Origin of the sequence: Sphaerisporangium sp. TRM90804 (genome assembly GCF_029846175.1) — a bacterium.
GTDB lineage: Bacteria > Actinomycetota > Actinomycetes > Streptosporangiales > Streptosporangiaceae > Sphaerisporangium.
In genome coordinates, this window is sequence record NZ_JARWAC010000041.1 from 1 (window position 1) to 25,067 (window position 25,067).

Consider the following 25,067-nt stretch of genomic DNA (forward strand, 5'->3'; position numbering starts at 1 on the left):
CGGGGTGTGTGAACACCAGGGCCGCGACAGCGGACAGCACTACGGCGCAGGCACCGGCCAGCGCCGCGATCGTTCGCCTCATCCGCTCTCCTTCGCTCGATGGGGAAGTTCTTCCGCTTTGGTGCGCGGGGGCCGCGGCGCCGCCGACCCACGAGGTTCTCACCTGCAGCCGGTATAGAAGCGCCGTACCCGGCGGTCAAGGGATCGGCCGGCGGGTCATCGCGGCCCGCGCCCGGGAACCACGCCAATCCGCTGCATATCAAGCAGCTTGCTATCAAGCTGCTTGATTCGGAGTCGCGAAAGTTTCAGCCCGAGGGGCGCGCGTTATCGTCTCCTGGTGACTCATCGCCGCACCACTGACGCCGGCCCGCCCGCCGCACCCCCAGCGCGCCTCAGCTACCTGGTGTACCGCCTGGAGCGTCGGCTCCGCGCCCGCCTGGACGAGGCACTCGCCCGGCACGGCGTCACGACCACGGAGTACATGGCGCTGAGCGAACTGCGCATGGGCGACGGGGTCTCCTCGGCGGAGCTGGCCCGCATCGCCTTCGTCACGCCGCAGGCGATGAACCTCGTCGTTCGCAACCTGGAGCAGCGTGGACTGATCCGGCGTGACCCGCATCCGGACGGCGGCCGTGTGCTGTGCGCCCGGCTCACCCGCAAAGGGCTCTCGGCTCTGCGGCGCTGCGACGGCCTGCTCGACGGCATAGAGGAGGTCATGCTCGCGGAGGTCGACGACACGACGCGCAAGACGCTGGTGGAGGGCCTCACCGTGTGCGCGAGAGCCCTGCGTCCCGACGCGCCTTCCTGAACTCGCCGGGCGGTGCGACCTCGTCGCCGGCGGGGCCGCGCCACTCCCGGGCCCGGCGACGGCGTCCGCCGCGACGGGGAGGGCGACGAGACGGCCGCCGGACTTCCCGTGCGGCGGGGTGGGTCGCGTCGCACGGGAAGCGGCCCCGGGAGGGAGCGCGCCCGGAACCGGATACGGCCGGTCGTGGGGAGCCGGCCGCGTCCGGTCGAGGCGTCGGTCAGGGGCTGGTGCAGGTGAGGGCGGGGGTGGCGGCGGTGCCGTTGCCGTTGAAGCCGAAGGTGGTGGAGCCGCCCGCGGCGATGGAGCCGTTGTACGAGGCGTTGCGCACCGTGACGCTGGAGCCGGACACGCTGGGCTCGCCGTTCCACAGGCTGCTGATGGTCTGCCCGCCCGGCCAGGTCCACCGCACGGTCCAGCCGTTGACGGCGGAGCCTGCGGCCCGGACCGTCACCGACGCCCCGAACCCGCCCGGCCAGCTGTTGACGGTCGTCATGACCGCCGAGCACCCGCCGGGAGCCGGAGTGGGCGTCCCCGAAGGGGTCGCAGTGGGGGTGCCCGAGGGCGTCGGGGTGGGGGTGGGGGCCGGGTCGCTCTGGAACTGCGTGAAGAACCGCCAGGTCTCCGCCGGAAGCCAGCTGGAGCCGCCGGAACCGGGGGACCCGTCCATGGGAGCCGGCAGGTGCCCTTCGTCGAACGCGGCCCATACGACCGGATACCCGGCCCTGCACCCCGAATAGGTGGTGGTTCTGTGCGTCAGACTGCCCTGCGATGGTTCGGGCGGGTTCTGGGCGGTGCAGCCGTTGTTCCTGACGAAGGTGTCACGCAGCGATCGTCCACCGGCGATGCTGAGCACGTTGTCCCTGATGCCGTGCGCGCCGAAGTACGCGATGGGCTGAGTGCCGCCGCTGCACCCGCTGATCTGACCGCCGGCGTAGACCGCCACCGCGCGGAAGACGGTCGCCCGGGCACACGCCAGCGCGTAACTCATGCCGCCGCCGTAGCTGAACCCCAGGGCGAAGCGCTGCGTCGTGTCCACGCAGAGATCCGCTTCGATCCTTCTGATCATGTCGTCGACGAACGTCACGTCCTCGCCGCCGGAGTTGGCCCAGCCGTTGTTGAGGCCCTGGGGCGCCACGAAGATGGTGCTGTTGTTCGACAGCCGCAGGAGCCCGTAGTAGGCCCAGACGTCCCGCTGCACGGTCTGGCCGGTGGCCACGTCGGTGGCGGTGCCGTTCAGCCAGTGGAACCCGAAGACCAGCCGGTAGGGACGGCTGTTGTCGTAGTTGTCAGGAATCCTCAGGATGAAGGTGCGATTCTTGCCGTTGCTCTGAATCGAGTGCGTACCGTTGCTCAGCGCCGGCGCCCTGCCGCATCCGGCGGTGGGCGCCGCCGCGCTCGCGCCCGCGAGTGACACGCCCGCGCCGCCGCTGCTCAGCGCCGTGTGAGCCGTGCCCAGGACGAGGAGTACCGCGACCGCGGCAACCCCGACCAACGATTTGTGCCTCAGCATCGTGCAGCTTCCTCTCCCATTCGGCTCCGTCGCGGCAGGGCGGGCCGACGCCGGCGATCGTGTACGCCTCGACCTGCCCGGAGCCGTACACCCGCCGGGTCCAGCCCGGCCCGGTTGGGGTTGTTAACGCTCACATCCGGCCCTCCGGTTGTGTTTCCGGCTCTGTCGATCGGGCCGTGGTGGTGGAGCGCAGCAAATACGAGGCGGAACAAGCCGTCAAGAGCCCCGCGCTCGCCGTCGCGCGAGGGGTGAGGACCGCGTGGGCTCGTCTGGGGTTTCACGGGCCGCCGCACCCGGCCGCCGAAGGCGTCGTGCTGAAACGTTCATCGCCGACATCGCGGACCGGGAGACGGCGCCGCAACTTTCAGGGGGGTCGTGTGGACGTCGGAGCATGTGCGTCGCGCGCGACGCGGGCGGTCTGGTCGAAAGTTTCTAGCGAGGCTTGACATGTTTCTTAAGGATTCACACACTGAGTCACCGAGACGGTGCTCCTGCCGGGATCGGTGGTGGTGCGCGGCAGGGGTCACCGTCCGCGACACCCCGGCGGCGGGCGTTCGCCGGCGCTGTGACGGGGCGCCGGACCGCGGGACGTCTCCGTGCCCCCCGCCTCCCATGATCGAAGATGGGGGCTCGGTCATGGGCGGGGGCGGCACATCCCCGTCGATCTCGGCGTGGCCGCCGCCGGCGACTCGGCGTGCCGCAGGCGTTCCGGGCGTCGAAGACGGAAGGCCTGGCGCGGTTCGCCCGCTCCAGGCCTTGACCGGTCACCGTTCAGGGTTTGACGGCGACGCCGCCGTACGCCCAGGCGTGGCCGTCTCCGGGGATCGGCTCCTGGTACCGGTCGGGGCGCCACTGCACCACTTCGACCACGCCGGGATCGACCAGCTGCCAGCCCTCGAAGAACCGCTCCACCTGCGCCTTGGTGCGAGGCACCATGGGGGCGGTGCTCTTGTCGTAGGGCTTGGTGAACTTCTCGCTCAGGTCTGGGGCGAAGTCGAGCGTGATGTGCGACAGCAGCAGGCAACTGCCCGAGGGCACGGCGGCCTTGTACTGCTCGACCAGGTCGTAAGGGGCCTCGTCGTCGGTGATGAAGTGCATGACCCCGACCAGGACGACGGCCACCGGCCGGTCGAAGTCGACGACCTCCCGGACCTGGGGGTGGGAGAGGATCGTCTTCGGCTCCCGGAGGTCGGCCTCGATCACCGACGTCCTCCCGGTGGGGCTGCCGGTCAGCAGGGCACGGCCGTGCACCAGGACGATGGGGTCGTTGTCCACGTAGGCGACCCGGGCCCGGGCGTTGGCCTGCTGGGCGACCTCATGCGTGTTGCCCTGGGTGGGGATGCCTGTGCCGATGTCGAGGAACTGCGCCATCTCCTCCTTGACGGCGAGGTGGTGCACCGCCCGGCGCAGGAAGTCGCGGTGCGCGCGAACGCCCTCACGCGTGCCCGGCGACAGCTTGATCAACTGTTCGGCCGCCTCGCGGTCGGCCGCGTAGTTGTCCTTGCCGCCTAACAGATAGTCGTATATGCGTGCCGCATGCGGGATCTTGGTGTTGATCCGCGCGAGGAGGTCAGCGGCCGCAGACTCCGGAGAACCCGACATGAATAACCCTGCTTTCGTCGAATCAGCATGATGTTAGCGCTAGCCAGTAATCAGATCATCGCCTTTGAGTGAGTCTTTCGATCCCGTCCCCTGACGCGGCGCCGTGCTGAAATTTTCATCGCCTCGGCGCAGCCGGCGGGGACGCCCGCCGCCGTCCCGCCCGCACGGCGGCCGAGGGGCCCGAGCCGTCTCGGCGGCGGGGCGGCACCACAACGGCCGATAGGTCACCTGTCCACGAGGGCGCCGTGGGCGCCGGCCGGTCACGGGGAGCCGCCGCCTCGGCCGGGCCGGCGTCATGCGGGGTGGACATTTCATCGGGGGTGGCTTACAAAGACATCCCGCGTCCTCGGTGAGAGTGCCGCCGAACACCGCTCGCCGGGGCCCGGGGCCTTGGCCGCCGGACAGCCACGGCGAAGGCGTCGCCACGGCCGGCTCCGGCGTGAGGCTGTGGTCCCCCGACTCAGCGCGACCTCCGGTGGGCCGTCACCCCCGTCTGCCGGCATTGTCCTTCACCAGAATTGTTAGCGCTCACATCCTGGCCCCGCGCTGATGCGGGCTAAGTCGGTCGCCGCCCGGGCGGCCTCCCGGTCACAGAAAGGCGATCATGAAAATCCCCATCCCGCTCCGGGTCGGTCGCAAATCCAGGCGTGGCATCCTCTGGGTCCTTGCCATGACCTGTTTCGTGATGTCGATCCCGGTTGCCGCGAAGGCGGACAATCCCATCGTCCAGACGATCTACACCGCCGACCCGGCTCCTCTGGTGCACAACGGCCGGGTCTACCTCTACACGGGGCACGACGAGGACGGCTCCACGTACTTCACCATGAGGGACTGGCGGGTGTACTCGTCGGCGGACATGGTGAACTGGACCGACCACGGCTCCCCGATGAGCCTGGCCACGTTCAGCTGGGCGGACCAGAACGCGTGGGCGGGCCACACCGTCTACCGCAACGGGAAGTTCTACTGGTACGTCCCGGTGCGAGAGCGGGCCAGCGGCCAGATGGCCATCGGGGTGGGCGTCTCCAGCAGCCCCACCGGGCCGTTCACCGACGCTCTGGGGCGTGCGCTGGTCAGGAACAACGAGATCGACCCCAACGTGTTCATCGACGACGACGGACAGGCCTACCTGTACTGGGGCAACCCCAACCTCTGGTACGTGCGGCTGAACGCCGACATGATCTCCTACTCCGGTGGCCCGACGCAGATCCCGCTGACCACGGCAGGCTTCGGCACCCGCACCGGGAACGCCAGCCGCCCGACGCTGTACGAAGAGGCGCCGTGGGTCTACAAGCGCAACGGCCTGTACTACAACGTCTACGCCGCCAAGTGCTGCTCGGAGTTCATCGCCTACTCGACGGCTCCCGGCCCGACGGGGCCGTGGACCTACCGGGGGACGGTGATGCCCACGCAGGGCAGCAGCTTCACCAACCACCCCGGCGTCATCGATTTCAACGGCGGTTCGTACTTTTTCTACCACAACGGGGCATTGCCGGGCGGCGGCGGATACACACGTTCGGTGGCGGTGGAGAAGTTCACCTACAACGCCGACGGCACCATTCCCAGCATGAACATGACCACCACAGGGGCACCCCAGGTGGGCACCCTGAATCCCTACGTCCGCCAGGAGGCCGAGACGATCGCCTGGTCGTCCGGCGTGGAGACCGAGCGCTCCTCCGACGGCGGGATGAACGTCGGGTGGATCGAGAACGGGGACTACATCAAGGTCAAGGGCGTCGCCTTCGGCGCCGGCGCGACCTCCTTCGAAGCGCGGGTGGCCTCGGCCACCAGCGGCGGGAGGATCGAGCTCCGTCTCGGCGGCGTGAACGGCGCCCTCGTAGGGACGTGCGCGGTCCCGGGCACCGGCGGCTGGCAGGCGTGGACCACCGTCTCCTGCTCGGTCAACGGCGCGACCGGCACGCATGATCTCTACCTGAGGTACACCGGTGGAAGCGGCAACCTGTTCAACGTCGACTGGTGGCGGTTCAGCGGCGGCTCCGGCGGCGGGAACGTGCTGTCCAACGGCGACATGGAGAGCGGAACGACGGGATGGGGCGCCTCCGGCGGAACGCTGTCGTCCAACACCGGCGTCGCGCGCGGCGGCACGCGATCGCTGTCGATCACGGGCCGCACGGCTTCGTGGAACGGCCTCACCCAGGACGTGACCTCGAAGCTGACCAACGGCAAGAGCTACACGACCAACGTCTGGGTCCGCTCCCAGAGCGGCACGCCCGGGGCGAAGGCCACCATGGCGCTCACCGCCAACGGCTCGACGAGCTACGTCCAGCTGACTCCGGCGACCCCGGTGAACACGGGCGGCTGGACCCTGCTGTCCGGTACGGCGACCGTGTCGTGGACCGGCACGTTGTCCGGCGCCACCTTCTACGTCGAGACGGCGGAGGGGACCGACGGCCTCACCATCGACGACGCGTCCCTCCAGTAGGGCCACGACCCACGAAGCGGGGGCGGGTGGCCGACCGCTCACCGGGAGGATGAGAATCCTGTTCATGTCGTTGACCGAGCAGGCGATCGTGCGCATCAGGCGGCTCATCATGGACGGAGTGCTGTCGCCGGGCTCCCGGTTGCCTCCAGAACAGGAGCTGGCCGTCGAGCTCGGCCTGTCCCGGAGCCTGCTCAGGGAGGCGGTGCGCTCCCTCGTCACCACGCGGGTGCTTGAGGTGCGCCGGGGTGACGGCACGTTCGTCACGAGCCTCAAGCCGGAGCTGCTGCTGGAGGGGGTCGGGCTGGCGGTCGAGATGATGCGGGGCGATGATCTGCTGGAGATCGCCGAGGTGCGGCGGTTGTTCGAGCCGGTGGCCACGGGGCTCGCGGCCACGCGGATCACCGCCGATCAGCTCGCGGTGGTCGGGCGTCATCTGGAGGCGATGATCGCCGCGCAGGACGACGTGGAGGCGCTCAACCACCACGATGACGCCTTCCACCGCGCGGTGTTCGAGGCCACGGGCAACAGATCGCTGTTCGCCCTGCTCAGCGGCATCGCCGGCTGGACGCTTCGGGCTCGGGTGTGGCGGGGGCTGGTCGAGGACGACGTGGCCGGCCGTACGGTCGCCGAGCACACCGCCATCTACCGGGCGTTGGCCGACGGCGACGCCTCCCTGGCCCAGGCGGCGGCGCTCATGCACGTGAGCACCACGGAGACCTGGCTGAGGGAGAACCTCGGCGGATCGTGCGCCGATCCGGCCCCTGAGCCGCGGGAGGGGGACCGCGGGGGCGACGGATGAGGCCGCGCGACGTGTGTGCCTTCGCCCGGCACGGGCCGCGCCCTGGGGCGTCAGCGCCGCGCGGTGTGGTTCACCCCGAGGTCCGGCTGGACGGGCCCGCGGCTCAGGGGGGCGAGCCGGCGCGGCTGGGCGGGGTGAGCGTGATCGTCCGCCGCCAGCAGCCGCCGGCCGGCCTCCTCCGGCCGGACGCCGGGGCCTTCGGCGCTCGGGGTGCCCGGCCGGAGGCCGGCGGCCGTGATCGCCTCCTCGTCGATGGTGAGGCCCAGGCCGGGTGAGTCTCCCAGCACGAACGCGCCGTCCTCGACGTGCAGGTCGACCGACACTCCCGTCGCGGGGCGCAGATCCTGCAGCTCGCTGGCCATGTGGTTCGGCAGCGACGTCGCGGCGTGCAGCAGCCCGATCGGCGTGTTGCCGATCGGGCTGACCGGCAGGTCGAAGGCGTGCGCCAGTGCCGACACCCGCAGGAAATGGGTGACTCCCCAGACCGCGGCGGCCTGCACGATGTCGATCGCCCCCGCGGCCAGCAGCGGACGATACTGCTCCAGCCCGGTGAGGTTCTCCCCGCTGGCGACCGACGCGCGGATCCCGCGGCCGACGGCGGCGAGGCCCTCGGCGTCCCAGCGCCGCACGGGCTCTTCGACCCAGACGAGGTCGAGGGTGTCCTCCAGCTCGCGGACGTGCCGGACCGCCTGTTTACGGTGCCACGCCTCGTTCACGTCGAGCATCAGACCCGGCCGCGCCCCGCGCCCCGCCTCGGTCAGGACGTCCCGCACCAGCGTGAGGCGGTGCCGGTCCCGCTCGATGTCGAGTCCGCCCTTGAGCTTGGCGGCCCGCAGGCCGTGCCGGGCGTAGACCTCGTAGACCGAGACGAGCTCGTCGTCCGTCAGGCCGATGTCCAGGCCGGAGGCGTAGGCGCGAACCCGCCTGTCACGCCCGCCGAGCAGTCGCCAGAGCGGCTCACCTGCCGCCTTCGCCTTGATGTCCCACAGGGCGGTGTCCAGCGCGCCGATGGTGCCGAACGCGGCGCCCGCGTGGCCCGCCTTGAAGGTTTGGCGCAGCATGCGGTCGTACAGCGCCGTCACGCCGCGCGGGTCCTCGCCCTCGATGGCGGCGAAGAGGCAGTCGATCTCCACATGCGGCCCCAGGCCGGCGCCCGTGATTCCCTCGTCGGTGTCGACCATGACGATCGACACCGGGACGACCCCTTCGGGGTAGACGCCGTTGGCGTCCCCGACCGGGCGGTCCCATTCCTGGGTCGTCGTCAACGTGCGATACCCCGTGATCCGCATGTCAGCCCTTCGTGGAACCGGCGGTGACCCCGTCGGCGATCTGGCGCTGGAGAAAGAGGTAGACCATCAGAACGGGTATGGCGGCGATCAGGACTCCTGAGGCGAAGGTGGGGATGTCGTCGGAGTACTGTCCTCGCAGCGAGGTCACGCCGATCATGAGCGTGCGGTTCTCGGCCGACGGCATCATCAGCAGGGAGATGAGCACGTCGTTCCAGCAGAACAGCGTGTCGAGGATGCCGACCGACAGCAGTGCCGGAACGCCCATCGGCAGCATGATACGCAGGTAGACGCCGTACGTCGTGTTGCCGTCGATCCTCGCCGCGTCGACGATCTCCGCGGGAATGCCCTTGTAGTAGCTCGTCATCAGGAAGATGGTGAAGGGGAGGAACTGCGCGACGTACGCCAGGATCAGCCCCGGATAGGTGTCGATCAGGCCGGCGTCCGCCATGACCCGGGCGAGCGGCACCATGATCACCTGGAACGGGATGAGCAGCGCCGCGATGCAGACCAGGTAGAGCGCCTTGGAGCCGCGGAACCGCAGCTGACTCAGCGCGAAACCCGCCATCGAGCCCAGGAGCAGCAGAAGGGCCACCGAGACGCTCACCACGAGGAGCGAGTTGGCGAAGTAACGCGCCATGCCGACGCTGCTCCAGGCCTTGACGATGTTGTCCCACTGGAGGGAGCTCGTCAGGGAGAACCGGTCGAGGATGTACTCACGCCGGCTCTTCATGGCGACGTTGGCGGTGAACATCAGCGGGTAGATCGTGGCGAGGGCCAGGACCGCCATGGGCACCGCGACGATCCGGTTGCCCAAGTGCCTGCCGGCCATCAGGTTCTCCCTCCGGTACGGCGAAGCACGCTGATCTGCAGGAGGCCCACCACGAGCATGATGACGAAGAGCACCGTCGAGGCGGCCGAGGCGAGGGCGGGGCGGTTCATCTGCCCCTGCTGGATCCAGATGTAGTACTCCGGGAGGTACGTGGACCCCTCCGGGCCGCCGCTGGTCATGACGTACAGCAGGCCGAACATGGACGTCAGCATCCCGATCATCGTGGTCACGAAGACGAACTGGATGGTGCGGGACAGGCTCGGAATGATCACGTGCCAGATGGTCCGGGCGAGCGACGCGCCGTCCACGCGTGCCGCGTCCAGGAGTGTGGCGTCCAGGCTGGCGAATCCGGCGAGGAACACCACCAGCGCCATCCCGAACGTCGCCCAGATCTGCACGCCGACGACCGTGAACATGGCGACGTCGGGGTCGCCGAGCCAGTCGACCGGGCCGACGCCGACCGTCCCGAGCAGGGCGTTCAGCGGGCCGTCGAACGCGAGCATGAGGTTGAAGATCGCGCCGACGATCACCGGTGAGAGCACCGCCGGGAAGAAGTAGACGCTGCGGAAGACACGGTGCCCGGGCACACGCAGGTAGATGAACGTCGCGAGCATGCCCGGGATGGCCACCGCCAGAGGGAGCAGCAGCACCAGCAGCCCGACGTTGCGCAGCGAGCCCTGGAACAACGGGTCCTGGAGCAGCTCCAGGTAGTTGTCGAAGCCGACCGCCGACCCGTTGCGCTCGCCGTCGCCGGTGAAGGAGAAGTTGACGCCCAGGAGCAGCGGCCACAGTCGCAGGGCCACGATGATCAGTACCGCGGGAGCCACCAGGACATAGGGTGCGTGGCGCTCGAAACGTGCCCCGAGGGAGGCCCGCCGAGCACCCGCCCCCATGTCGCGGCGGCTTCCCCGCTGCCGCGGTTCCGCTCTGCCGGTCCGCTCGGGGCGTGCCGTGCGGACCGACGGTGACGAGCCTCCGATCGGCACGGGATCAGCCCGCCTTGTCGGAAGCGGCCAGTTGCTTCACCACCTCGTCGACGGTCGCCGATCCGCTCAGGAGCTTCTGGGACAGCCGGCCCATCAGGTCCAGGGTCTTGGAGGACAGCGCGACGTGCAGTGCGGGCTTACCGCTCTTGATCTGGGACACGATCGTTCCGACGGCCGGGGCGGCCTTCGACACGTCGATCGTGGTGTCGGACGCGATGGCTCCGGCGTCGGAGTAGAAGGAGTTCAGCGCGTCGGTCGTCGTCAGCGATCGCACGAGGTCGGCGGCGAGCCGGGGGTCCTTCGTCCACTTCGCGACCGCGTAGCCGATGCCGCCGTCGTACGGAAGGCTGGGGGTGGCTCCGTCGGTGACGACGGGGGCCGCCATGACGCCGACCTTGTCGGCGCCCAGGAACTCGCCGAAGTCCTTCCAGTGCCCGATGTCGGACATCAGGCCGATGATGTGGGCGGCCTTCCCGGACTGCACGACGGCGAAGGCGTCGTTGAACAGCGCGGTCGAGTTGGCGCCGTCGTTGTTCAGCCCCGAGGACTCGGCCTCTTTCCACAGTGCGAAGAGCCGCTTCACGTTGGGGGAGTTCCAGTCGCGCTTCCCGGCGATCCAGTCGTCGTACTCCTGCGGCGTCAGGACGCCCGAGCCGAGACCGGAGAGGAAGAACTGGATGCCGAAGCCTTCCTTGTTGCCGAGCGCGAAGCACCTGGCACCGGTGGCCTTCTTGATGGCGCCGCAGTCGCGAACCAGGTCCTGCCAGGTCTTCGCCGGGCCGGCGGGGTCGAGCCCGGCCTTCTCGTACAGCGTCTTGTTGTAGTAGATCGGGTGACCCTGCAACGTCACGGGGGCGGCGTAGATCTTGCCGTCCTGGCTGAAGGCGTCCCAGCCCGCCAGTCGCTCCTTGTCCTCGGCCACGTACTGGTCGAGCGGAAGCAGCGCGGCCACGCGGTCGCGGATCTGGCCGCCGCCGTTGAACAACATGACGTCGGGGCCCTTGCTGGCCTGGATGGCCGCGCCGAGCAGGGTGTAGTACTGGTCGAACGGCTGGGCCACGAATTCGACGGCGACGCCGGGATGTTTCTTGGCGAAGTCGGCCTTCGCCTTCTGGATGTAGGCCGCGGCGGTCTCTTCGCCGGATTTCCAGTCCCACACCACGAGCTTGGCGACCTTCTCGGAATCGCTCGCCGAGGTGGTGGGACGTGTGGCGCTGCCGCAACCGGCTAAGGCCAGCCCCGCCACAAGGACGGCAGACCACAGTATTCGCTGCTTCATCGGGGTTCACTCTCCAGGGGGCGGCCGGCTCGCCCGGCCGACAGTGCTGAGGCGAAACGTAATTCGTATGACGTCTGACGTCAATACGCGTGCCATATACTCAGGGCGCCATGTGGCGCCGTCCGCGGCACCGGAGGGGGATATGTCGGCATCGCAAGAACCATCCCTGGGCGTCGTGGTGCCCCCCGCATGGGTCCGGCGACCGGCCAACCTGGCAAGGGCGGTGACGGCGGAGCTGGTCGAGCGCATCGTGCGCGGGGTGCATCCGCCGGGTACGCCGCTGCCTCCCGAGCCCGCGCTCTGCGAGACCTTCGCGGTGAGCCGCACCGTCATCCGCGAGGCCGTGAAGATCCTTCAGGAGAAGGGCCTGGTGCAGATCCGGCAGGGCAACGGCACCATGGTCACCTCGCCGGTGATGTGGGACATGCTCGACGAGCTCGTCCTGGCGGCGACCATCGCCGAGGACGAGAGCCTGGCCATCCTCGACGACCTCGTCGTGACCCGGCGCGTGCTTGAGTCCGACATGGCGAACGTCGCGGCCCGCCTGGCGGGCCAGGACACCATCGATCGGCTGCGTGCGCTGGTCGACCGCATGGACGAGCTCGTGGACGACCACGTCATCTACGCCGACCACGACCGCGCGTTCCACGACACGATCATGCAGGCGTCCGGCAACCGCATCGCCCGGGGCGTGGTGCGGGCTCTGGAGAGCCAGGTCATCAACACCGCCCGGTACACGGGGCAGCCCGAGCGGGCCCTGTGCGTGGCGTCCAACCAGGGCCATCGCCGCATCTACGAGCGCATCGCCGCCCGCGACCCGGGCGGGGCCGCCGAGATGATGTTCAACCACATCACCGAGGCGTGGCTCGTCCGCCGCAGAGGCCCGGGCGACCCGATGCGCCTGCGGCGCTGACCGGGGACCGGCCGGCCGGAACCAGGCCATGGGTGTTCCCGGAGCCGGGCCGGGCCTGAGGCGTGCCCGGGGCCGGCGGGCGGGGGCCGGTCAGTCGGCCGGAGAGAAGAGGCGCTGCTGGATCTCCCGGCGGTAGTCGTCCAGCGTGTTGTCGATGTGCGTGGCCGCGGCCTGGGCGGCGGCCTCGGGATCACCGGCGCGGATGGCCTGGTAGATGGCCTCGTGTTCCTCGACGGCCTTGGCCGCGTGCCCGCCCACCGAGCCGCGCAGGCCGATGATGCTGGACTGGGCCTGCAGCCGGCGGGCCTCCCGCACCGCGATCTGGAGGAACATGTTGTGCGAGGCGGTGGCGATGTTGGTGTGGAAGGCGTCGTCCCCCTCGTTGAACAGATCCTCGCGTTTGGTGTCGAATCCCAGGCGGCACACGTCGGCCGCCTTCTCGATGGCGCCGAGCTCCGCCGGGGTCGCGTGGCGGGCGGCCAGCCGGCTGGTCTCCATCTCCTGCACCCGCCGGAACTCGAAGAGCATGTAGACGTGGGCCAGGTCGGTGGGGAGGAAGAAGGACGCCCAGCGCCCGGTGCCGAGCATCCCCTCGTCGTCGGCCACGTAGAGGCCGCGGCCCTTCTGGGCCCGCACCCGGCCGAGCGCGGACAGGATCTTCACCGCCTCGCGCACGACGGTGCGGCTGGTGCCCAGCTGCTTGGCCAGTTCGTTCTCGGTGGGCAGGCGGTCGCCCGGATTCAGGCGCATCTGAGCGATCAACTCCAGCACCTGCTCCGCGGCCACCTCGTAACCCGGCCGGTATCCGCCCTCGGCCCGCGGAGTGTCGATCATCCTGCCTCCTGCCCTCTCTGCCCTGCAAGGGTACGACGCAATCGATCGGGCGGCAGGCATGGACGCGACCCGTCCGCCCGCGCCCGGCGAGCGGCACTCCGTGACGGAGCCGAGAACGGCGTGAAGGCACCGCGACGGTCTCGCCGGGCGGGGCGGACGGGGGTATGTGGGGAGAGCCGGGGCTACCTCGGGCCGGCGTGGCCGTTGTTCGGCCTCTTCGCGGGAGGCTGGGTGGGCCGGCGTGGGGTCCGTGTCGCCGTGCCGTGACGGCCGGGGACGGCCGGGGGCGTGTCTGGCTTGCATCGCCTGGGGGTGGTCGCTGCGCCGCTCGCTCCCGACGGTCTCGCCGGACCTCCGGCGGTCGCGCGCCGGCCGGGTCGTGGCGGCCCGCCGACGGGCGTAGGCGCCCCGACGACGATGACGTAGCGGTACCGGCCGGCCGGGGACGTGGTCTCGCGTGCGGTGCCGCCGAAGGGCCAGTCGGACTTCGTGGTGAGGTAGCGGACCGTCACCGGGAAGGCCCGCCGGTTCGCGGGGTCGCCGGTGACGTGGATGTAGGTGTTCACCTCGGCCGGCTTTCGTGGTCGCCTCAGGCAGGCCGGGAACGCCGTGGTGCCGGGGCGGGGCAGGCTGAGCAGCCCTGTGAGGATCAGAGACAGGGTGGCGGTGGCCAGCAGGATGGTGATGATCGCTTGTTTCACGCTGTTTCCTTTCGCCCGGGCGAAGGTGCTGTGGACGATCACGGCATCCGGCCGCCGGCGTGTGGCGACCGCGTGAGGCACGCCAGGTGGCCACGGCTGGACCGGCCCGCGGTGTCAGGTGCGGGTCCGGCGCTCGTCGCTCCGCGGGTCGCGTTCCCAGATGGCGGGCTTCGGTGATGCTGTGGCAGGCGTCGGCTCGGGTGTCTCCATTCGCCCGTGACTGGTCTCCGCTGCTGAATGACTGAGAACAATGCGATGTTCCAGGGGGCGCGTGATCGTGTGCGTGGGATGCGCGCCGGTCGAGCACCCGCGGAATGCCGCTCCCGCCGCTCACCACCGGCCTGGCGGGAGGAGACCGCTTGGGGATTAAGTGTGGAAATATGTATGAAACATGTCAAGGCTGCGCCCGCAGAGTGATGAACGGCGGGGCCGGTCACCCGGGTCGGGCGCGGAGCGAGTAAGCCTGGTCGTGGCGAACTTCGCGGTGGTCCGGCCCCCCTCGGAGAAGAGCGTTCTTGCCGGTGAATCTTTCACGTTAGCGTGATCGGCGGGATGTTAACGGTCACTTCGGCCCTCGGTTTAAGATGCGGCTGGGCCGTGGCGGGGGGATAAAGAATGGTCGAGACCTTGACGGGGCGCCGAGCCGTCGTGTTTGCTGCGCACACCACCACCTCCCTTGGAGGAAGGGAGTTTATACGGCGATGTGTTAACGCTCACAAATGTCATAGATGGTCCGGTTCAGAAACACCTGACCGGTGCCGGGGCCGGCGGCCGTGTGCGGCGACGGCGGCATACTCCGCGCCGGCGGGCAGCGGGGCGGGTGGTCGTCTCCCGGCTCAAGGGACGAAAATTCGTCCATGTCGTTGACCGAGCAGGCGATCGTGCGCATCAGGCGGCTCATCATGGACGGAGTGCTGTCGCCGGGCTCCCGGTTGCCTCCAGAACAGGAGCTGGCCGTCGAGCTCGGCCTGTCCCGGAATCTCCTCAGGGAGGCGGTGCGCTCCCTCGTCACCACGCGGGTGCTTGAGGTGCGCCGGGGTGACGGCACGTTCGTCACGAGCCTCATGCCCGAGCTGCTGCTGGAGGGGGTCGGGCTGGCGGTCGAGATGATGCGGGGCGATGATCTGCTGGAGATCGCCGAGGTGCGGCGGTTGTTCGAGCCGGTGGCCACGGGGCTCGCGGCCACGCGGATCACCGCCGATCAGCTCGCGGTGGTCGGGCGTCATCTGGAGGCGATGATCGCCGCGCAGGACGACGTGGAGGCGCTCAACCACCACGATGACGCCTTCCACCGCGCGGTGTTCGAGGCCACGGGCAACAGATCGCTGTTCGCCCTGCTCAGCGGCATCTCGGGCCGGACGCTTCGGGCTCGGGTGTGGCGGGGGCTGGTCGAGGACGACGTGGCCGGCCGTACGGTCGCCGAGCACACCGCCATCTACCGGGCGTTGGCCGACGGCGACGCCTCCCTGGCCCAGGCGGCGGCGCTCATGCACGTGAGCACCACGGAGACCTGGCTGAGGGAGAACCTCGGCAGATCGTTCACCGACACCGAGGCGCGGGAGCGCGCCGCGGACTGACGCCGTCGGCACGGCGGCCGCACACGGATGAAACTTTCAGCACGGCGCATCGCTCCATGCGCGGCCCGCGCCCGTACACGAGCGCTCGGGCCTGCTCGGCCGGCCGGCCGCCGGAGCCGGCCCTTGACGGGGTTCGATCATTCGTGTTTGCTCCGCCGTGGCATCGATCCCTGGCGCGGCTGCCCCCTGACCTGTCGTGACCACGATGGTGTTAACGCTCACACCCGACTCCGCGTCGAGGGGCCGGTGCTGCGCGGGGCCGCGACCGCCGGGAGGCCCGGGCGCCTGGCTCCCCCGCTCACCCGCAGGAGGAACGTTGCGAAGGATGGGACCGCGTCCCTCTCGGCCGCACTCGCCGCCGGTGTGCTCGCCGGCGGCCTGCTCGCCGTCCAGCCGGAGGTGAGCGCTTTGGACAACGGCGTGGCGCGGACACCGCCCATGGGCTGGAACAGCTGGAACACGTTCGGCTGCGACATCAGCGAATCGCTGATCAAGCAGATCGCCGACGCCGTCGTCGGCTCCGGGATGCGTGACCTGGGCTACACCTATGTCGTGGTGGACGACTGCTGGATGAGCTCCACCCGGGACTCGGCGGGGAACCTCCAGGCCGACGCGACGCGCTTCCCGAGCGGGATGAAGGCGCTCGGGGACCACCTGCACGCCCGGGGCCTGAAGTTCGGCATCTACCAGGCCCCGCTGGACAAGACCTGCGCGCAGTACTTCGGCTCCCATCCGGGCGCGACCGGCGCCCGGGGACACGAGGCCCAGGACGCCAGGCGGTTCGCCGCCTGGGGCGTGGACTACCTGAAGTACGACTGGTGCTCACCGAGCGGCACCATCGACGACCAGGTGCGCACGTTCACGAAGATGCGTGACGCGCTGGCGGCGACCGGGCGGCCGATCCTGTACAGCATCAACTCCAACAGCGTCCACGACAAGACCGGGCCGCGCCGCGACTGGGGCGACGTCGCCAACATCTGGCGGACCACCGAGGACATCACCAACACGTGGGACACCGGCCAGACGAACGGCTACCCGATGGGCATCCGGAACATCGTCGACGTCAACGTGCCGCTCGCCTCGTACGCCAGGCCGGGGGCGTTCAACGACCCGGACATGATGGAGGTCGGCCGGGGCGGCATGACCGACACCGAGATGCGCAGCCACTTCGCGCTCTGGGCGATGATGGCTTCGCCGCTCATCGCAGGCAACGACGTCCGGAACATGGACGCCGCCACCCAGGCGATCCTGAAGAACCAGAATCTGATCGCCGTCAACCAGGACCCGCTCGGCCTGCAGGCCACCCAGATCGGCGACGACGGCACCCGCCGCGTCCTGGCCAAGCGCCTGAGCGACGGCGACGTCGCGGTGGCCCTGTTCAACCAGGGCGCGAGCACCACCACCGTCAGCACCACCGCGTCCGCGATCGGCCTGTCGGGTGGTTCGTTCACCCTGCGCGACGCCTGGACGAACGCCACCAGCACCGGTTCCGGCGCCATCTCGGCCGACGTGCCGTCCCATGGCACGGTGGTCTACCGGGTCAGCGGGTGACCCGCGCGAGCCGGCTGAGGCCCCTCCGATCGGCCCGCCGGGCGCGAAGACATACCATGTCTCGGCCGCCTGGCCACGCGTGCCGGGTTCCAGCCAGGTTCGGATCTCCCGGGGCAGTCCGCTGTGGATCGGCGGATTCGAGGGATTGTGCGGCGGGGGACTGGACATCGGCCGGGGTTTGGTCATAGAAAGACATCCCATGTCCTGTCGATGATGAGCGGGTTTCAGGCGATCCTCCGGAGTTCCACGTTCGGGAGCGTGGGCCCTTCCGATCGCGGTGCGGTCAGCGACGGCAACGCAGCCGTGGTGCTTCGAAGGGAGAGACGATGGAACGCAGACGGTTCACGCTCGTCGCGGCTTTGGCCATGTCAGGGTGTCTGGCCGTGGCCTGCGGCGACACCGGTGGTGGTGGCGGCGGTGCCGGCGGGGGCGGGAGCGCGCCGGCGAAGCCGATCATCGGGGTCGACTACCCGCGCTCGGACACCGACTTCTGGAACTCCTACATCAGCTATGTGCCGAAGGTCGCCGGCGAGCTGGGGATGGAGCTCAAGACCACCAACTCCCAGAACGACATCGCCAAGCTGACGGCCAACGTGCAGACCCTAATGGGGCAGGGCATGCGCAGCGTGGTGATGGCGCCGCAGGACACCGCCGCCGTGGCTCCCACGCTCCAGCAGCTGGAGGCCAAGAAGATCCCCGCCGTGCTGGTGGACACGCGGCCGGACACCGGCAACGCCTTCATGGTCGTGCGCGCCGACAACCGGGCGTACGGCGAGAAGGCGTGCCACTTCCTCGGCGAGAAGCTCCAGGGCAAGGGCAAGGTGGTCATGCTGCAGGGCGACCTGGCGTCCATCAACGGCCGCGACCGCACCGAGGCGTTCAACGAGTGCATGAAGCAGAACCACCCCGGGGTCAAGGTCTTCGGCGAGGCCACGAAGTGGGACGGGGCGGTGGCCGCGCAGAAGCTCTCGACGATCCTCACCGCGAACCCGGACGTCAAGGGGGTGTACATGCAGTCCAGCTTCGCCCTCGCCGGGACGCTCCAGCTGCTCAGGCAGCGCGGCCTCCTGGTCCCGCCGGACGACCCCAAGCACGTCTTCGTGGTCTCCAACGACGGCATCCCGCAGGAGCTCAAGGAGATCGCCGCGGGCAACATCGACGCCACCGTCTCCCAGCCGGCGGACCTCTACGCGAGGTACGCGCTGACCTACGCCAAGGCGGCGGCCGAAGGCAAGACCTTCCAGCCCGGCGAGACCGACCACGACAGCACGATCGTCCAGGTGCGCCCCGGTCTGCTGGAGGACCAGCTGTCCGCGCCCCTGGTCACGGCCGACGGCGGCACGTACGGAGGGATCCCCAGCGTGAAGCACGACGACAAGTCGCTGTGGGGCAACAACCTGAGGTGAGAGGTCCTGTCATGGGCGAGTTCGCGGGAGGGCCCGCGAGCCCTTCACCCGATCGCGGGGTCGAGCCGGTCCACACGGGCCGGCCCGCCCTCGCGGAGGCTGAGCGTGTGTCCAAGAGGTACGGCGAGACGGTGGCGCTGGACCGCGCGCACATCACGATCGGCCAGGGGGAGGCCCACGCTCTCGTGGGCCGCAACGGCGCGGGCAAGTCGACCCTGGTCTCCATCCTCACCGGCCTGCAGGCCCCGGACGACGGCGAGGTCCGTTTCGCCGGGGCCCCCGCTCCCCGGCTGTCCGACCGGGACGCGTGGCGCGCGCGGGTCGCCTGCGTGTACCAGAAGTCCACGATCATCCCCGAGCTCACCGTGGCGGAGAACCTGTTCCTGAACCGTCATGAACGCAACAGGCTGGGTCTGGTCGGCTGGCGGAGCCTGTGGAGGAAGGCGGCCGAGTTGCTGGAGATGTGGTCGGTGGACGTCGACGTCCGGCGGCCGGCCGGTGAGCTCGGGGTCGAGGGGCGGCAGTTCGTGGAGATCGCGCGGGCGCTGTCGTTCGGCGCGAGGTTCATCATCCTGGACGAGCCCACCGCGCAGCTCGACGGCGGGGCGATCTCCCGGCTCTTCCAGCGGATGCGGGCCATGCGGGAGCAGGGGGTCACCTTCCTGTTCATCAGCCACCACCTGCAGGAGGTCTACGAGATCTGCGACACGGTCACGGTCTTCAGGGACGCCCGGCACATCGTCACCGCGCCGGTGGCGGAGCTGCCGCAGGCGGATCTGGTGGCCGCGATGACCGGCGAGGCCGCGGGCCTGCGGCAGAACGCCGCCCGCCCGGCGGTCCGGCCGGACGCCTCGGTCGTCCTGGACGTCCAGGGCCTGACCGGCGGCGCCTACCACGAGGTGGACCTGCGGGTCCGCTCGGGAGAGATCGTCGGCCTGGCAGGCCTGGGGGGCAGCGGGAAGACGGAGCTCGCCGAGACCATCGTGGGCCTGCGCGCCCCGCGGGCGGGAGCCGTGCGCGTGGCCGGCGGCCGTCCGCGTCCCGGAAGCGTGCCGGCCTCGCTGGGCGCCGGGGTGGGGTTCGTGCCGCGGGACCGCCATCACCAGGGCCTGGTGCCGTTGATGTCGGTCGCCGACAACGCCACGATGACCGTTCCCGAGCGGCTCGGCACGGCGGGGTTCGTCAGCGGCAGGCGCAGGGACGAGCTGGCCCGCGAGATGATCGGCAATCTGGAGATCAAGACGCCCGGCCCCGAACTGCCCGTCTCGGGTCTGTCCGGCGGCAACCAGCAGAAGGTCGTCATGGCCCGCGCCCTGGCGAACGACCCTCGCCTGCTCGTGCTCATCACGCCGACCGCCGGGGTGGACGTCCGGTCGAAGGAGTTCCTGCTCGGCAAGGTGGAGGAGATCGCCGGGAACGGGACCGGCGTGGTGATCGCCTCCGACGAACTCGACGATCTGCGGCTGTGCGACCGGGTGCTCGTGCTGTTCCACGGCCGGGTCGTCGCGGAGCTGGCCGCCGGTTGGCACGACCACGAGATGGTGGCCGCCATGGAAGGAATCGACCTCGATGCCTGAGACCACCGCCGCGCACACCGCGACGGGCCACCCGCAGGGCTCCCCGCCGCCGCAGGACGCGCGAAGGCGCCGCGCGGGGCTCCGCCTGGCACGGCTGCGGGACCTCGCCCTGGTCCCCGCGGTCGTCGTGATCGCGATCGTCGGCCAGATCGTCAACCCGATCTTCCTGCAGGGCGACAACGTGATCAACATCCTGCAGACCATGTCGGAGATCTCGCTGCTCGTGCTGGCGCAGACGCTCGTGCTGGTCAGCGGCAGGATGGACCTCTCGCTGGAGTCCACCTTCGGGCTGGCGCCCGGAGTGGCCGCCTGGATGACGGTCGCGGCGGGGGCCGGGCACGGGCTCGGACTGCTGCCCGGGATGTGGGCCATCCCGGTGACCCTCGCGGTCGGGGTGCTGGCCGGGGTGGTGAACGCGCTGTTCATCGTCAGGTTCGGGCTCAACGGCTTCATCGTCACCCTCGGCATGCTCATCGTGCTGCGGGGGCTCCTCACCGGCATCTCCGGTGGGCAGACCTTCTTCAACCTGCCGCCGTCCATGACCTACTTCGGCTCGACCATGTGGCTCGGCGTGCCCGCGTCGATCTGGATCTGCCTGCTGCTGTTCGCGGTGGGCATCGTGCTCCTGGGGTACACCCGGTTCGGCCGCTCGCTGTACGCCATCGGCGGGAACATCGACGCCGCCAAGGCGGCCGGCATCCACACCGGCCGGGTCCTGTGGACGACGTTGATCGCCGCCGGCCTGCTCGCCGCGATCGGCGGCCTCCTGCTGTCGGGCCGGCTGGCCTCCGTCGCCGCCGGGCAGGGCAACGGAGCGATCTTCACGGTGTTCGCCGCCGCCGTCATCGGCGGCGTCAGCCTCAACGGCGGCAAGGGCACGGTGTTCGGCGCCTTCACCGGCATCCTGCTGCTCTACATGATCCAGAACGTCCTCACCCTCGCGGGCGTCCCGGCGCAGTGGATCGACGCGCTCAACGGGGCGATCATCCTGTCGGCCCTCGCCATCTCCCGCCTGACCGGCGGAAAGGTGCAGGAATGACCGGTGACCGTAGCCGGTCGCCCGCAGGGCTACGACGGCAGCAGCGGCAGCAGCGCGTTGAGGCGGCCGGACGCGAACCCGGACAGATCCAGCGAGCAGAAGGTGAAGCCGGCGCCGCGGACGGCGGCGTCGACCCGTTCGCGCAGCTCGCCGACGCGGGGGATCTCGGCCCGCGGCACCTCGACCCGGGCGAGGGTGCCGCCGGCGTGGGCGCGCACCCGGCACACCGGGAAGCCCAGCTCGCGCAGCGCCGCCTCCGCGGCCTCGACCCTGCGCAGGACCTCGGGGGTGACCGGGTCGCCATAGCTCACCCGCGAGGCCAGGCAGGGCGCGGCCGGCTTGTCCGCGGTGGCCAGGCCCAGCTCCCGGCTGACGGCGCGCACGCCCGCCTTGGTCAGCCCGGCGTCCACCAGCGGCGCGACGGCGCCGCGCTCGGCCGCGGCCCGCTGCCCGGGCCGGTGGTCGCCGAGGTCGTCGAGGTTGGTGCCGAGCGCGACGCGGGCGTCCATCGCCGCCGCCAGCGGCGCCAGCGCGTCGAACAGCGCCGATTTGCAGTGGTAGCAGCGGTCGGCGCCGTTGGCGGCGTACTCGGGCCGCTCGGCTTCGTCGGTGCACACCTCGACGTGGGCCAGGCCGTGCCGTCGCGCGAACGCGCGGGCCGCGGCTCGTTCGGAGGCGGCCAGGCTGGGGGAGACCGCGGTCACGGCGAGCGCCCGCGTGCCGAGCACCCGGGCGGCGGCGAAGGCCAGCAGCGCGGAGTCGGCGCCGCCGGAGTAGGCGACGACGACGGCCTTCTCCAGGCGCAGCCGCGCCGTCAGACGCTCCATGCCGTCGCCCTGCCCGGCGCCGGCCGGGTTCGCCGGAACGGGGTGATCAGTCATCGACGGCACCGCCGAAGGCGGGGGAGCCGGTGAGGCTCTCCTCCACGCCGAGCACATGCAGGGCGGCGTGGAGGCGGGCCCGCTCGGGGTCGCGCGCCAGCAGGGCCCGATGGATGGCCCGGTGCTCGCGCAGGGTGCGCCGGGGCGCCTCGGGGTCGGTCATGCCGCGCCAGATCCTGGCCCGCACGGTGCGGCCGGACATGTTCCGGACCACCGCGGCGAGCACCGCGTTTCCGCAGTGGGAGACGATCAGCGAGTGGAAGTCCTCGTCGAGGGCGACCAGCTTCCCGTGGTCGATCTCGCTCGCGGCGACGAGCTGCTCGGCCTCGTCGAGCAGCTCGCCCAGACGGACGAGGTCGGCGTCGGGGACGCGCGTGGCGGCCACCGCCGTCGCGTCCGACTCCAGGAGCCTGCGCACGTGCAGGAACCGCCCGGCACCGGCGGCCACGTGGAAGTCGGCGGCGAAGCCCATCCCGTCGAGCAGCAGGTCGGGCGAGAGGCTGGTGACGTAGGTGCCGTCGCCCTGGCGGGTCTGCAGGACCCGCACGGCGATCAGCGCCCGGACGGCCTCGCGCAGGGTGTTGCGGGCGACGCCGAGCTGCTCGGCGAGGTCCTTCTCGACGGGGAGCTTCTGGCCCGGGCGCAGCTCCCCATCGATGATCATCTGTTTGATCGTGTCGATCGCGCCCTCGATCACGCCCATCTCAGCCTCCCCAACGGTGCCCATCAGGGTATCGGTAGGCGGCCACGGAACCAGGGTGCATGCGGGCGCCGTAACCGGGCGCCTCTGGCAACCGGTAGCGGCCGCGCTCGACGCGCACGGGGTCGGTGAAGTGCTCGTGCAGATGGTCGACGTATTCCAGGACGCGTCCGTCGAGGCTGCCGCTCACGCAGACGTAGTCGACGATCGCCATGTGCTGGACCAGCTCGCACAGGCCCACGCCCCCGCCGTGCGGGCACACCGGCACGTCGAACTTGGCGGCCATGAGCAGGACCGGGACGATCTCGTTGACCGAGGCCAGGCGGCAGGAGTCGATCTGGCAGTAGTCGATCGCGCCCGCCTGCAGAAGCTGCTTGAACATGACGCGGTTGTGGCAGTGCTCGCCGGTGGCCACCCCGACCGGCGCGACCGCCTTGCGGATGGCCGCGTGGCCGAGGACGTCGTCGGGGCTGGTCGGCTCCTCGATCCACAGCGGCTCGTACGGCGCGAGCCGGTTCACCCACTCGATGGCCTCGGGCACGTCCCACACCTGGTTGGCGTCGATCATCAGCGTCCGGCCGCCCATCGCCTCGCGGGCGATCGCCAGCCGGCGGATGTCGTCCTCGACGCTCGCGCCGACCTTGAGCTTGACGTGGGTCCAGCCGTCGGCGACGGCCTCGCGGCACAGGCGGCGAAGCTTGTCGTCGTCGTAGCCGAGCCATCCGGGGGAGGTGGTGTAGGCGGGGTACCCGTGTTCGGCGAGTTCGGCGATCCGCGCCTCGCGCGTGGGGGCGAGCGCGGCCAGCATCTCGACGGCCTCGGCGGGGGTGAGCACGTCCGACAGGTAGCGGAAGTCGCAGGCGGCGACCAGCTCCTCGGGCGGCATGTCCGCCACGAGGCGCCACAGCGGCTTGCCCGCCCGGCGCGCCGCCAGATCCCAGGCGGCGTTCAGCACGGCCGCGGCCGACAGGTGCACCACGCCCTTCTCCGGCCCCAGCCAGCGCATCTGGCTGTCGGCCATGATGTCGCGGTACAGGCCGCCGAGGTCGGCCGCAAGCTCGTCCACGTCGCGGCCCGCCAGGCGTTTCGCGATCTGCTCGGCCGCGGCCACGCACAGGTCGTTGCCCCGGCCGATCGTGAAGGTCAGGCCGTACCCCGACAGGTCGCGGTCGTCGGTCTCCAGCACGACGTACGCCGCCGAGTAGTCGCCGTCGGGGTTCATCGCGTCGGAGCCGTCGAGCGTGGCCGAGGTCGGGAATCTGATGTCGATCACGTTCACGGAGGTGATCGTCGGCATGGGCGACTCCAATTAACCCGATGAATATGCTTCGAACAGTAGGCTCCTCCCGGGAACAGGTCAAGCTGACCGGGGGAGATCGTCTAGGCGGACTTCGTATTAACCCGATGAATCTGCCAGGCTCATCATAGGACGTACTCATGGAGACCAGGGGAGAAGACGAATCGTGAAGCTGATGCGTGTGGGACCACCGGGCCGCGAGCGGCCCTGCGTCATGGGTCCCGACGGCCGGGTGCTGGAGCTGTCGTCGCTGACGGCGGACATCGACGGCGCGTTCCTGGAAGGAGGAGGGGTCGAGCGGGTGCGGTCCGCCCTGGCGGACGGCCGGCTCCCCGAGGCCGGGCCGTATGACCGGGTCGGCGCGCCGGTGGCCCGCCCGGGGAAGATCGTCTGCATCGGGTTGAACTACTTCGACCACGCGGAGGAGACCGGGGTGGCGAGCCCTCCCGAGCCGGTGGTCTTCATGAAGGCGCCCAACACGCTCGTCGGCCCGGACGACGAGGTCCTGGTGCCGCGGCGCAGCGTGAAGACCGACTACGAGGTCGAGCTGGCCGTGATCCTCGGCCGTGCGGCCCGCTACCTGCCCTCGCCGGAGAACGCGGCGGAGGTGATCGCCGGCTACGCGATCGCCAACGACGTCTCAGAGCGCGAGTTCCAGCTCGAGCGCGGCGGCCAGTGGGACAAGGGCAAGTCGTGCGAGACGTTCAACCCGATGGGGCCCTGGCTGGTCACCGCGGACGAGGTCGGCGACCCGCAGGCGCTCGGCATGCGGCTGTGGGTCAACGGGGAGCTCCGCCAGAACGGCAGCACCAAGGACCAGATCTTCGGCGTGCACCACGTGATCTGGTACCTCAGCCAGTTCATGGTGCTGGAGGCCGGCGACGTGGTGAACACCGGCACCCCGGCGGGCGTGGCGCTCGGCCGCGGTCCCCGCGCGTACCTGCGCGAAGGCGACGTGGTCGAGGTCGAGATCGACGGCCTCGGCCGCCAGCGCCAGCGGATGGGGCAGGCGTGAGCGAGCCGGCGGGCACGCGCGGGGCGTTCGAGTC

Annotated in this window: 21 protein-coding genes; 10 read left to right on the plus strand and 11 right to left on the minus strand. The window is 70.3% G+C overall.

Annotation, left to right across the window (positions count from 1 at the left end):
* Positions 1–337 precede the first annotated feature (337 nt).
* A complete protein-coding gene (locus PYR91_RS35440) occupies positions 338–808 on the plus strand; it encodes a MarR family transcriptional regulator (RefSeq protein WP_279787241.1) in 471 nt (156 codons plus the stop codon).
* Positions 809–1,025: 217 nt separating this feature from the next.
* On the opposite strand, the gene PYR91_RS35445 is transcribed toward PYR91_RS35440, so the two are convergent.
* Together PYR91_RS35445 and PYR91_RS35450 are read right to left on the minus strand one after the other, a co-directional pair.
* A complete protein-coding gene (locus PYR91_RS35445) occupies positions 1,026–2,318 on the minus strand; it encodes a cellulose binding domain-containing protein (RefSeq protein ID WP_279787243.1) in 1,293 nt (430 codons plus the stop codon).
* A gap of 771 nt (positions 2,319–3,089) precedes the next feature.
* Complete coding sequence (locus PYR91_RS35450) at positions 3,090–3,920, minus strand: SAM-dependent methyltransferase (RefSeq protein WP_279787245.1); 831 nt, start codon at positions 3,918–3,920, stop codon at positions 3,090–3,092.
* A 685-nt stretch (positions 3,921–4,605) separates the two neighbouring features.
* Between PYR91_RS35450 and PYR91_RS35455 the strand changes: the two genes are divergently transcribed.
* Positions 4,606–6,360: a family 43 glycosylhydrolase gene (locus PYR91_RS35455; RefSeq protein ID WP_279787247.1), complete on the plus strand. Its 1,755-nt coding sequence runs from the start codon at positions 4,606–4,608 to the stop codon at positions 6,358–6,360.
* 64 nt (positions 6,361–6,424) lie between these two features.
* Positions 6,425–7,159, plus strand: a complete 735-nt coding sequence (locus PYR91_RS35460) for a FadR/GntR family transcriptional regulator (protein WP_279787248.1) — start codon at positions 6,425–6,427, stop codon at positions 7,157–7,159.
* Positions 7,160–7,209: 50 nt separating this feature from the next.
* On the opposite strand, the gene PYR91_RS35465 is transcribed toward PYR91_RS35460, so the two are convergent.
* The 4 genes from PYR91_RS35465 to PYR91_RS35480 all read right to left on the minus strand — a co-directional run bounded on the left by PYR91_RS35465 (position 7,210) and on the right by PYR91_RS35480 (position 11,542).
* Positions 7,210–8,424 carry a mandelate racemase/muconate lactonizing enzyme family protein gene (locus tag PYR91_RS35465; RefSeq protein WP_279787250.1) on the minus strand — a complete coding sequence of 405 codons (1,215 nt, stop codon included), beginning with the start codon at positions 8,422–8,424 and terminating at the stop codon, positions 7,210–7,212.
* A gap of 25 nt (positions 8,425–8,449) precedes the next feature.
* Complete coding sequence (locus tag PYR91_RS35470; protein WP_279787252.1) at positions 8,450–9,277, minus strand: carbohydrate ABC transporter permease; 828 nt, start codon at positions 9,275–9,277, stop codon at positions 8,450–8,452.
* A complete protein-coding gene (locus PYR91_RS35475; RefSeq protein ID WP_279787255.1) occupies positions 9,277–10,104 on the minus strand; it encodes a sugar ABC transporter permease in 828 nt (275 codons plus the stop codon). The genes PYR91_RS35470 and PYR91_RS35475 overlap by 1 nt, the downstream gene beginning before the upstream one ends.
* A 163-nt stretch (positions 10,105–10,267) precedes the next feature.
* Positions 10,268–11,542 carry an extracellular solute-binding protein gene (locus PYR91_RS35480; protein ID WP_279787257.1) on the minus strand — a complete coding sequence of 425 codons (1,275 nt, stop codon included), beginning with the start codon at positions 11,540–11,542 and terminating at the stop codon, positions 10,268–10,270.
* A gap of 142 nt (positions 11,543–11,684) precedes the next feature.
* On the opposite strand from PYR91_RS35480, the gene PYR91_RS35485 reads away from it, so the two are divergent.
* Positions 11,685–12,455: an FCD domain-containing protein gene (locus PYR91_RS35485; protein WP_279787260.1), complete on the plus strand. Its 771-nt coding sequence runs from the start codon at positions 11,685–11,687 to the stop codon at positions 12,453–12,455.
* Positions 12,456–12,545: 90 nt separating this feature from the next.
* Here PYR91_RS35485 and PYR91_RS35490 read toward each other — a convergent pair whose 3' ends face one another.
* Entirely contained in the window at positions 12,546–13,289 is a 744-nt protein-coding gene (locus tag PYR91_RS35490; protein ID WP_279787262.1) for a FadR/GntR family transcriptional regulator, read from the minus strand.
* A gap of 182 nt (positions 13,290–13,471) precedes the next feature.
* The gene (locus tag PYR91_RS35495; RefSeq protein ID WP_279787264.1) at positions 13,472–13,990 is read right to left on the minus strand and encodes a hypothetical protein; all 519 of its coding nucleotides are present in this window, start codon (positions 13,988–13,990) and stop codon (positions 13,472–13,474) included.
* A gap of 857 nt (positions 13,991–14,847) precedes the next feature.
* Between PYR91_RS35495 and PYR91_RS35500 the strand changes: the two genes are divergently transcribed.
* The 5 genes from PYR91_RS35500 to PYR91_RS35520 all read left to right on the plus strand — a co-directional run bounded on the left by PYR91_RS35500 (position 14,848) and on the right by PYR91_RS35520 (position 21,140).
* A complete protein-coding gene (locus PYR91_RS35500; protein ID WP_279787266.1) occupies positions 14,848–15,567 on the plus strand; it encodes a FadR/GntR family transcriptional regulator in 720 nt (239 codons plus the stop codon).
* 246 nt (positions 15,568–15,813) lie between these two features.
* Complete coding sequence (locus PYR91_RS35505; protein ID WP_279787268.1) at positions 15,814–17,118, plus strand: glycoside hydrolase family 27 protein; 1,305 nt, start codon at positions 15,814–15,816, stop codon at positions 17,116–17,118.
* Between the two features lie 326 nt (positions 17,119–17,444).
* Positions 17,445–18,524 carry a sugar ABC transporter substrate-binding protein gene (locus PYR91_RS35510; RefSeq protein ID WP_279787270.1) on the plus strand — a complete coding sequence of 360 codons (1,080 nt, stop codon included), beginning with the start codon at positions 17,445–17,447 and terminating at the stop codon, positions 18,522–18,524.
* 107 nt (positions 18,525–18,631) lie between these two features.
* Positions 18,632–20,101 (plus strand): sugar ABC transporter ATP-binding protein, encoded by a 1,470-nt coding sequence (locus tag PYR91_RS35515; RefSeq protein ID WP_279787272.1) that lies wholly within the window; start codon positions 18,632–18,634, stop codon positions 20,099–20,101.
* Positions 20,094–21,140 carry an ABC transporter permease gene (locus tag PYR91_RS35520; protein WP_279787274.1) on the plus strand — a complete coding sequence of 349 codons (1,047 nt, stop codon included), beginning with the start codon at positions 20,094–20,096 and terminating at the stop codon, positions 21,138–21,140. Before PYR91_RS35515 ends, PYR91_RS35520 begins: the two co-directional genes overlap by 8 nt.
* A gap of 29 nt (positions 21,141–21,169) precedes the next feature.
* Here PYR91_RS35520 and larE read toward each other — a convergent pair whose 3' ends face one another.
* Genes larE through PYR91_RS35535 form a run of 3 tightly spaced genes read right to left on the minus strand, consistent with a single transcriptional unit; the run spans position 21,170 to position 24,018 of the window.
* The gene (gene larE / locus PYR91_RS35525) at positions 21,170–22,021 is read right to left on the minus strand and encodes an ATP-dependent sacrificial sulfur transferase LarE (protein ID WP_279787276.1); all 852 of its coding nucleotides are present in this window, start codon (positions 22,019–22,021) and stop codon (positions 21,170–21,172) included.
* Positions 22,014–22,724, minus strand: a complete 711-nt coding sequence (locus PYR91_RS35530; protein WP_279787278.1) for a FadR/GntR family transcriptional regulator — start codon at positions 22,722–22,724, stop codon at positions 22,014–22,016. The genes larE and PYR91_RS35530 overlap by 8 nt, the downstream gene beginning before the upstream one ends.
* 1 nt (position 22,725) lies before the next feature.
* Positions 22,726–24,018, minus strand: a complete 1,293-nt coding sequence (locus PYR91_RS35535; RefSeq protein WP_279787280.1) for an L-fuconate dehydratase — start codon at positions 24,016–24,018, stop codon at positions 22,726–22,728.
* A gap of 166 nt (positions 24,019–24,184) precedes the next feature.
* Here PYR91_RS35535 and PYR91_RS35540 point away from each other — a divergent pair, with 166 nt between their 5' ends.
* On the plus strand, positions 24,185–25,033 hold the full coding sequence (locus PYR91_RS35540) for a fumarylacetoacetate hydrolase family protein (RefSeq protein ID WP_279787282.1): 849 nt from the start codon (positions 24,185–24,187) through the stop codon (positions 25,031–25,033).
* Positions 25,034–25,067 lie beyond the last annotated feature (34 nt).

Excerpts from the sequence above, each read along its gene's own strand:
- PYR91_RS35445 (WP_279787243.1), bottom strand. The coding sequence starts at position 2,318 with ATGCTGAGGCACAAATCGTTGGTCGGGGTTGCCGCGGTCGCGGTACTC.
- PYR91_RS35450 (WP_279787245.1), bottom strand. The coding sequence starts at position 3,920 with ATGTCGGGTTCTCCGGAGTCTGCGGCCGCTGACCTCCTCGCGCGGATC.
- PYR91_RS35455 (WP_279787247.1), top strand. The coding sequence starts at position 4,606 with ATGTCGATCCCGGTTGCCGCGAAGGCGGACAATCCCATCGTCCAGACG.
- PYR91_RS35460 (WP_279787248.1), top strand. The coding sequence starts at position 6,425 with ATGTCGTTGACCGAGCAGGCGATCGTGCGCATCAGGCGGCTCATCATG.
- PYR91_RS35470 (WP_279787252.1), bottom strand. The coding sequence starts at position 9,277 with ATGGCCGGCAGGCACTTGGGCAACCGGATCGTCGCGGTGCCCATGGCG.
- PYR91_RS35480 (WP_279787257.1), bottom strand. The coding sequence starts at position 11,542 with ATGAAGCAGCGAATACTGTGGTCTGCCGTCCTTGTGGCGGGGCTGGCC.
- PYR91_RS35485 (WP_279787260.1), top strand. The coding sequence starts at position 11,685 with ATGTCGGCATCGCAAGAACCATCCCTGGGCGTCGTGGTGCCCCCCGCA.
- PYR91_RS35490 (WP_279787262.1), bottom strand. The coding sequence starts at position 13,289 with ATGATCGACACTCCGCGGGCCGAGGGCGGATACCGGCCGGGTTACGAG.
- PYR91_RS35500 (WP_279787266.1), top strand. The coding sequence starts at position 14,848 with ATGTCGTTGACCGAGCAGGCGATCGTGCGCATCAGGCGGCTCATCATG.
- PYR91_RS35510 (WP_279787270.1), top strand. The coding sequence starts at position 17,445 with ATGGAACGCAGACGGTTCACGCTCGTCGCGGCTTTGGCCATGTCAGGG.
- PYR91_RS35520 (WP_279787274.1), top strand. The coding sequence starts at position 20,094 with ATGCCTGAGACCACCGCCGCGCACACCGCGACGGGCCACCCGCAGGGC.
- larE (WP_279787276.1), bottom strand. The coding sequence starts at position 22,021 with ATGACTGATCACCCCGTTCCGGCGAACCCGGCCGGCGCCGGGCAGGGC.
- PYR91_RS35530 (WP_279787278.1), bottom strand. The coding sequence starts at position 22,724 with ATGGGCGTGATCGAGGGCGCGATCGACACGATCAAACAGATGATCATC.
- PYR91_RS35535 (WP_279787280.1), bottom strand. The coding sequence starts at position 24,018 with ATGCCGACGATCACCTCCGTGAACGTGATCGACATCAGATTCCCGACC.